4 protein-coding genes are annotated in these 8,921 nt (G+C 58.6%); all 4 read right to left on the bottom strand.

Translation table 11 applies throughout. The features are described from left to right. Positions 1–269 precede the first annotated feature (269 nt). Positions 270–1,628, bottom strand: a complete 1,359-nt coding sequence (locus tag ABYO54_RS10195; protein WP_372808146.1) for a sulfatase — start codon at positions 1,626–1,628, stop codon at positions 270–272. A 237-nt stretch (positions 1,629–1,865) separates the two neighbouring features. After that, positions 1,866–4,172: an Ig-like domain-containing protein gene (locus ABYO54_RS10200; protein WP_372808147.1), complete on the bottom strand. Its 2,307-nt coding sequence runs from the start codon at positions 4,170–4,172 to the stop codon at positions 1,866–1,868. Between the two features lie 236 nt (positions 4,173–4,408). Further along, positions 4,409–7,843: a hypothetical protein gene (locus ABYO54_RS10205; protein WP_372808148.1), complete on the bottom strand. Its 3,435-nt coding sequence runs from the start codon at positions 7,841–7,843 to the stop codon at positions 4,409–4,411. Between the two features lie 70 nt (positions 7,844–7,913). Next, positions 7,914–8,615 (bottom strand): PEP-CTERM sorting domain-containing protein, encoded by a 702-nt coding sequence (locus tag ABYO54_RS10210; RefSeq protein WP_372808149.1) that lies wholly within the window; start codon positions 8,613–8,615, stop codon positions 7,914–7,916. Positions 8,616–8,921: the final 306 nt, after the last annotated feature.

The following is an 8,921-nucleotide window of genomic DNA, read 5'->3' on the forward strand; positions in this document are numbered from 1 at the left end:
CTGCGATCCGCCGCAGACCGGCAGGATGCCGGTCCTACGTTTCCATGCCACCGCCGAAACCGGACTTAGCGCCGGCATCTAAACTGAGAGACTCCCTGCTAATAGAAATATTGGCCACAAGAGAGCGCAATGGTCGCAGAGGCAACGAAATATTGCTTTGTTCTCTCTGTGCTCTCTCGTGGCTAAAACTTTCATTATTTAAGTGCCGTATCCATAGCGCCAGCCTCGGCCGCCCCCTTTTGGAGCAGCAACATCCCCCGGCGGGGAAATCAGTTTTTTTTCTGCCGGGCTTTCGAAAGGCAACGGGCGCTCGGCTCGGTCGGCAATTCGTTTTTCCAGCGATCGAGTTGCGCGGTCAGTTGTTCGACGATTTCGGGAAAGCCGGCGGCAACGTTATTCTGCTCGGCCCAGTCGTTTTCCAGATCGTAGAGCTCCGCCTGCTGCGTTTGTTTGTTGACCAACAGTTTCCACTTTCCATCGCGCACCCCGAGGGAAGGCCAGGTATATTCCTCGTTGGCCCCGCCCCGCCATTCCCAATAGATCGGCTTGGTTCTCGCAAACGGTTCCCCCTTGAAGGCGGCGAACACGCTTTGACCGTCCGGCCGATAGCCCTGCGGCAACGGCACGCCCGCAACCTCGAGGAAGGTCGGCAACAGGTCGACGGCGGTAATCACGGAGGTGGTGTCGGTTTTACCCTGGGGCACCACCCCGGGCCAACGGACCAGAAAAGGCACGCGGATTCCCCCGGAAAAAAGGGAGCGTTTTTCCCCTTTCAGCCCGCCGGTTTCGCCAACGGAATAAAACTTCCCCAACCCCTTCTCTTTATGGTCTTTGTTTTCATCCGAGTGCTCCGGACCGTTGTCGGTGGAAAAAACCACGAGCGTTGTTTCGTCGAGGTCCAATTCCTTCAACAGCTTAAAAACGCGCCCAACGGCTTCATCGCCTTCCGCAATGACCGCTGCATACACCTGCTCGGCCTCGCCGAGATGCTTGAATTTTTCCATGAAGCGTTCCTGCGGAAAGTGCGGGGTATGGACTTCGTGAAGCCATAGGTTCACAAAGAAGGGCCGATCCTTGAAATCGCGAATGAACCGTTCCGCATGATCGACCGACGACAGGCCGCCTTTGGGGATCTCGTTTTTTCCCGAACCGTTGAACGTGGCGAACCGGTCATAGCCATAGGCCTCTTCCGTCGGGGAATCGGCGACGCTGCCGAGATGCCACTTTCCAAAGTGGCCGGTTGCGTACCCCGCCTCCTTCAGCATGCGCGGGAGCATCGGGGCCTGCGGATCGAGCCAGTCGGCCATTCCTCGTTTGATGTGGGCCTTGACGCTTTGGAAATGCTGGTGGATCGAGTGCCGCGCGGGGAACTGCCCGGTCATGACCGCCACGCGGCTGGGGGAACAGACCGGGCTATTTACGGTAAAGTTGGCGAAGTCGATCCCCTCTTCCGCCATGCGGTCGAGATTCGGGGTTTTGCAGAAGGAGCTGCCGTGCTTCCCGAAGTCGCCATATCCCCAGTCATCCGCGAAGATGAAGATGATGTTGGGTTGCATCGCACCATCGGCCGCCCATGCCGATGCGAGCATCGCACTGGCCCATACCATCCGCTTAATCGTCTGTTTCATCGTTTCCTTACCTTCCATCCCTGCTGGGATTGGCCGACCCCGACAATACCCGAATCCGGCTTCCACGATTCTCGTGGGCTTTTTTTCAACACGGCAACCTGCCGCCCGGCAGATGCACCCCCGGGCCGCGGCAACCGGGCACTCGCCCGGAAACCGAAGGTTTCCCGGGCAGTCCGCAGTGTCCCGGAAGCCGGTTGTTCAGCACCGGCTCGCATGGACCCTGCCTACGCCCAACGGCTATTCGCTCAGCTTGAAGAACAGTTGGGATTCCGAGCCGATCGCAATGGTCACCGGCGAAGCGGCATCCTGCTCGGCAACCCCCCATTTCGGATAGGCGAGGTTGGCGTTGGTCATCAAGTCGTAGGTTCCGCCGCCCTCCCAGGTAAACACCAGATCGCTGCCGGAAACCCCGATGGCGACGCCGGGGATATCCGCCTGACCGACATACACGACGATCCCGAAGTCGACATTCTCAACGCCCCAGTTGGATTCCCGCACATTATCGCCTTCCGCATCATCGGACGAAATGTAGAGCGCTCCCGTCCCGACGTTCAAGGGTCCGGATTCCTGGTTCGTGTCGAAGTCCCATCCCAGCAAACCCGTGCCTTCGCCGAAGATGACCTGATGGGAATTCCCGGTGCCGGCGGTTTGCTCCAGACGAGCCGAAGCAAATCCCGAAAAGACGGCGCTTCCGACCTTGGTTGGGTCTGAGAGGGATACGCTCAGGTTTTCAACCAAGAATTCCAGGCTCGATCCCGCGGGCATTATGGTACCGGATGCACAGAAACGCGTGCCGGCAATCGAGGTCGCAACGTTATTGGTCCCGATCGTCGCGGATGCATTCGTGGTGCTGCCGGCCCCCTCGATTCCCAAATCCATCGTTCCGCCGGTCCATGCCTTGACCCGCACATCGAAGGTCACTTCGTCGTTGATGGCATCCCCGTCCAAATCGGTGCCGTCAAAGGCCACCGAAATGACATAATCGTTGTTCGTTGCAACGCCGGTAACTTCCGCCGAAAGACCGCCGACCGTCAGGGTGTTGGCGATTGTTGACGCATTGAGGTCGACACAGGACAGGATAAAGCCCTCCGCCGAAACCGAAATCGTTACGGTCGCTTCGGCGCTGTCATTTTCGCCATCATTTACGGTGTAGGTAAAGCTGTCGGTTCCGGCAAAACCGCTGGTCGGCGTGTAGGTCAGGTTCGGTTCCGTTCCGCTCAGCGAACCGTTGGCCGGTTGGGTCACCACGCTGTACGTCAAGCTGCCGGCCTCGACATCCGAACCGGACAACACAATCGCAACGGGAGTATCCGGCTCGGTAAACGCCAGTTTTGAATCCGCAACGGGCGGATTGTTGAGCACGTTAATCGTAACGGTGACAGGATCGCTTGTTGCCAATCCGTCATGCACGCTGAAGGTGAAGCTGTCCGATTCAGCCGCATTGTTTTCCAAGGTGTAGGTCAGATTCGGAAGCGAGCCATTCGTTGCCAGCGAGCCATTGGCCGGCGGTGAAAACACGGCATAGGTCAGGTTGCTGGGCCCACTATCCGGATCGCTGCCAGACAGCGTGATATTCACGGAACCATAGCGGTATACATCGACACTCTGCGCAATAGCGACGGGCATCTGATTCGTTACGTTGATCGTGACGGTGGCCGCGGCACTGCCGAGTTCCCCATCGGAAACCGAGAACGTGAAGCTATCGACCCCGACAAAGCCAGAATCGGGGGTGTAGGTCCACATGTTGGTACCGCCGACGAGATCGCCATGGATCGGGAGCGATTCCACGTTATACGTCAAGTTGCTCAACTCGGGATCGCTGCCGGTCAGCGTGATATCCACGGCCGTGTCGGGAAAGGTGGTGATGCTTTGCGCATCCGCCGAGGGGGCCTCGTTCACCCCCGTGTTCACGACGTAGCTCACCTCGACGCCATCGACATTCCATCGGTTCGAACTGCCGGCATTGTCCGGCTTAATGAATAACATGGTCGCCAAATCCGGCAAAACCGGATAATTGGACAGAACGGTCAGATCGACCGTATAGTTCGCCGTCACATTATTAAGATCAAAGTTGACGGCGCCGTTTGTGAAGCTGGAGAACGAGATTGCGACACCATCCTGGGCGTTGGCAGCCGCCCCCACCGAAACGCCGGTGAATTTGAGTTCGGCGATATCGCCGATCTCGAGCCCGCTACCGTTGGCGACAAAATTGGAAATCGAGAGGCTTGTGAAGGACATGCCTTCACCATCATCCCCTTCCAGCGTGGTGTAGTGGGCGGAGATATCGGCGTCGGACCCGACCCCCATCAAGGTCGCCGTTCCTCCGATGAAGGAATTTGAGCCGTTGGCGATCGAACCGAGCGTGTAATTGATATCGAAGGTCGCGCCATTGAAGCTTTGCGCGGTGGTGATCACGGTCCCATTGGGATAATTGCCCGAAGAAGCCGTGATATTGAGGTTTGTTGCAACCACAACCGCCTGGACCGTTCCTGCAAGCGTCATACCCGCTAGCGCGGTCATTACTCCCAACCATCTTTTACTCATTGTTCCTACCTCCATTATTTAGTTTTTTTCCTCATGCACAAACCCGCCCACAAGGCCAAACGCCTTATCCCGATTCTTGAAAAACTCTAGGTCTTTTTATCACCCCGTCTATCCTCATTTTTTAGGATGAAGGTTGCTTTTCTTTGCGTTGCAACCGCTTGGACCGCGGGAGCCGACCCTTAAAAAAACGATCGACGACAGGCGCATCGTCCTCCCCCGCCACACTGCGGCGCCTATCAATCCTGCCGGATCTTGAGCTGGATGAACCGTGCTGGAGGGTCGATCGCATAGCGGTTGGTGACCGTCTCGAAGCCCGCGACGGCCGGGCCGACGCGGATTTGATCCTGCGCATTGGTGGAGGCGGCAACCGCCGCCAGGTTTGTCGAATCCACCAACAGGTAGGACACGCCTTGCTCGGCGAAATCCGTGCGCCGGGCGTGGACGAACTCGATGTAGTTCGTTCCGCCTTCGGCCCCCCGACCGACGGATTCCCGGGATCTGGCATCCGCCTGATTCGGGTCCATGCCCAGCGCGAATTCCATGAGATTGGGATAGCCGTCGCGGTCGACGGAGTCGGCACCGGCCAAGGCGGCGGCGCCAGCCAACCCATGGTCGTAGGCCCAGGTTGAATAGGTCTCCGGCCCGAGGATCGAATACCGCACTTCGATGCTGTTGACCGACCATTTGTTCAGCACATTGGTGGTGCTCGTCCCGAGGGAAAAACCAGTCACCGGAGCCATCGCCCCCGACAGCGCCTCGAGCTCGATTGTCTGGTTATTGCTCCCCAGATCGCTCAGATCATTGGTGACCGATCCCACCGCCACATAGACGGAATCCTTTCCGCCGGACTGGGCATCGGCAATCGTAACGGACTGGAAGGAGAGCGCCCGGATATCGCCGACGGACAACCTTCCGCCGCCCTCATCGAAGCCGACGATCCGTATGTTCCCGATGCGTTCCGCAAATTCGCCGGCGCCGCCGTTGAAAATGTACCGGGCATTGTCGGTTTCGCCCGGCGAGAAAATGCCCCAGCTTTGGCTCGTGGTAGCCCCGCCGCCGTCGCCGCTGCGGATGGCGGCGCCCGGGCCCGGCACCACGTCGATGGCCACCTGGAAGGTGGCCAGCCCGTCGTAGGCCGTCTGCACATCCGACAGCATGGTGGCGGTTTCACCGGTTCCATAATTCTTGTTTGCGGCGGCCAGGATCGCCAGGCGGGACACAGCAGGCTCGACGGTTAACACGAGCGTGCAAACCGCCTCATTGACTCCATCACTGACGCTCAGTTCGAGCGCTTCTATGCCGGCATCCGCCGGCGAAGGCGTGCCGCTGAGTTGCCACCAGCCCGGCGCAACTTCGCCAAGCGAAAGCCACCCGGTTCCACCGACCAGGGATACGGCCAGATCGGTTTCTTCGTAATCCATGAAATCCAACCCCTGGACCAAATAATTGGCGTAGGCCTCGCCAACGGTGGCATCCGGCAGCTCCAGCGGATCCGCGGCCCAGACGGGATCGCCGGATTCGCCCGGCATAAACTCAACGGAATTTCCATTCACAGTCAGCTCGACCCATCGGTCGCTACCGCCGGAAGCATCCTCGACCCGCAGCCGGAAGCGGTATTGCTCGGCGGCCGTCTCGTTCGGCACGCCGACGAAACGCCAGGTTCCCGGTTGGCCGGGCGCTTGCTCCAAGGTCAGCCAGGACGGAACTCCGTCGGCACTGGAAGCGAACGCCACGTTGGTTATGGCATCCCCCTCGGGATCCCAGAAATGTACGCCTTCAAAGAGAACGTGATAATACGCCTGCCCAATCACCGCGTCCGGCAGCGGCGTATCTTGCCGGGTACACTGCGGCGCACCGGGGACATCGTTGGTTCTTAAATAAGCATCCATCAGGGTCAACTGGGCCATACCCCAATCATTGATCAACAGGTTCACGCCGGATCCGTTCGGCCACCTCAGCGGGGCGCCCCAGGAGAGGGCGCCACCGGCCTGCATCGCCTCCAGGTTCCAGAGAAGGAATTCTTCGTCCGTCAGCGCCGGGGTGCTGCCCGCGTTCCAGGCGGTCGTGCTCATGGGTGGATAGAAATGGCCGACCACCCGGTCGTCCCAGGTCCAGTCGTGGGAGGATTCGCCCGCGTGCACATTGCCGCCGGTTTCGGTCATCTTTTCGATGAGGGCATAGTTGCGGTCGTAAAGCGGCGGATCCCCGATGGTATGGCTACCGATGTTGTTTCCGCCGTTGTAGGGATGGCCAAACATATAGTCTTCGCAGCGAACCGCCTCCGAAAAGGGATTGAGCGCTTCCGTATCCCGCTCGGGGCTGTTGTTGAACGCCACCGTTGCATGGGGATTCCCGGCGCGCGCCGCATCGGCGAAGGCCTGGTAAATCCGCTGGTCGGCCGCCACGCCATTGGTGGCATTGTCGCCGTTGCCACTCATGAAACTGCCCGAATCAAAAATCCACGAATCGATCAGCTCCCCATAGCGGATGGAATATGGCTTCAGCACAAACTCCGCGTAGCAGAACATGTAGGGGCGATTTAGATTGATGCCGTTGGTATGGTAGGACTGGCTGGCGATAAAGGCCTGCGCGGCCGTATTGGTGTCGCACCAGGTGGTCCAGCGTTCGGTGATGTCGGGAATGACGGATGGATTGGGAATGTCGCCCCGCTGCAACAGCTGGGAGCTGTTCACATAGACCTGGACGTTCAGTCCGGCTGCCTGCGTTGCCCGGGCCCACGCCCCGAGCGGATCGATACCGGACGACGCACGCGGAACAATCAGATTGATGGGCTCCCCATCGTCATCCGTATCGCCCCGCCAAAAACTTTCCAGCAAGTCGTGCGGCCCCAGATGCACCGGGGAATAAATGTAGGACATACCCAAATTCAGTTGGATATAGTCGAGCGTTTTCAGTCCGTCGATCTGGTTCAAAAACGCCTCATAATCATCGACCAGCGTTTCGCTGCGGCCATTGTACAGATCTTCCGGAGCCCAGGCGAGGCCCCACGCCCCGCGCATCCAATCGGCGCGCCAGGCAATGCCCACCGAAACCTCGACATGGTTGACCGACCATTTGTTCACATCCTTGGTGGTGCCCGTTGCCAGCGCGAAATGGGTGACCGCCCCGCCCGCTCCCGCCAACGCTAGCAGATCGATCGACTCGGGGTTGGTCTGCAGATTGCCCAGGTTGTTGGTCGCGGAACCGTTGACGATGACTTGAACCGCGTCCTTGTTGGCGGACTGCGCGTTGGCCAACTCCACCGCCACAAAGGACAAGGCAAAAAAGCTATCGGGAGTCAACCAGCCGCCGTTGGCGTTGAAATCGGTAATCTGCAGATTTCCAATCTGCTCGACCCGGTCGTTGGCATCCCCGTTGAACAGCGTGTTTTCGGGGCCCACGCCCCAACTGCGGGACGTCGAGGAGCCCGCCGTTCCGGTGATCCCGCTGCGGATGCTGCGTCCCGCCGGCGGCGTGACATCGAAGGCAATCCGATAGGTTGCCAACCCGTCGGGAGCGGTCAGCACCCCGGAAACCAGCGTGGCAACGGCGTTGGTTCCAAAGTCGGTATTGGCTTCGGCCATGATTTGCACGTTCGTCAGATCCGCCACCGCACTCATCGCGGTGCAAGTTGCCAGCGCCATGACGCCCATATAATGTTTGATCCGCATCCGAGTGCTTCCCCTTTATAAAAAACGCCGCTTCGCAACGAAACGGCGCGATCCCCGAAACCGTTCTGGATTAAATCATAAAACGGCGGCGAATCACCAGCAGCCCGCCGGCGGAGGCAACCACCAACCCCAGCGTGGCCGGTTCCGGGATGGTATACGCGACCTGAAGACCGGTGACGGCCCACCTGTCGCTACTACTGGCACTGTCGTTTTCAATATACAGCGCAGTCTCCGGAGAGTTGTAATTGGACAGGGCGGTCAGATCGATCGTGGTTTCCGTCCCAACACTACTAAGATTGATATTTGCAGTATCCGTCTCAAACGCCGCAAAAGAAACGTTGATGCCATCCCGTTGATTACCCGTATTATTCAGCGAAAGACCGATAAATCTGAGATTCACGATATCGTCGATTGCAAGCCCGCTCGTGCCCGCTTCAAAATTGACAATCGAAAGGCTGGTAAATGAGAGACGTTCATCATCCTCCCCCTCCAGAGTGACCCAGTGACCATCGGTCGCACCATCGGCAACAGACTTGACTCCCAGTTGGCTTCCGGTTGAATAAGCGGCAACATCAGACGTAGTTTCGACACCGGCGGTCGCATCGACCGTGTAAGCAATCGCGAATGTAGCGCCATTATAGGATTGTGAAGTCAGAATGACGGTTGCATTCGAATAAGCCCCCGCCGCAGGCAAATCAAGATCAATGACAGCCGCCTGAGCGGCCCCCGCCGCCAGCAAACAACTTCCCAACAAGCATCGTACTTTCTTCATGTTTTTCCTCTGTTCATTTTATTGGTTGTTTCCGCGTCAGCCGACCAACCAACGGTTAGCCGGCTCCGATTTGTCTAAACAATCTACGCGTTTCGGAAAGCCTGTGTATCCCCAATTTTTAGGACCCCGCCGAACCAAATCCGTTGCTTTTGGCGGGGCGCAGGCCCTGCGATTCAGGCACGGAGCCCGTGCCCCTCCGTGCGCCTTCGAGTCCATTGGGCTTACTGGCGAAAGTCCAGTCCGGCTGAAGTTGCTAAGCCGGTAGTTGAGAGTAACTGCGTCGCAGTAATGCGGGGTGGAGAGCAA

Source organism: Pontiella sp. (genome assembly GCF_041622395.1).
In the GTDB taxonomy this organism is placed as follows: domain Bacteria; phylum Verrucomicrobiota; class Kiritimatiellia; order Kiritimatiellales; family Pontiellaceae; genus Pontiella.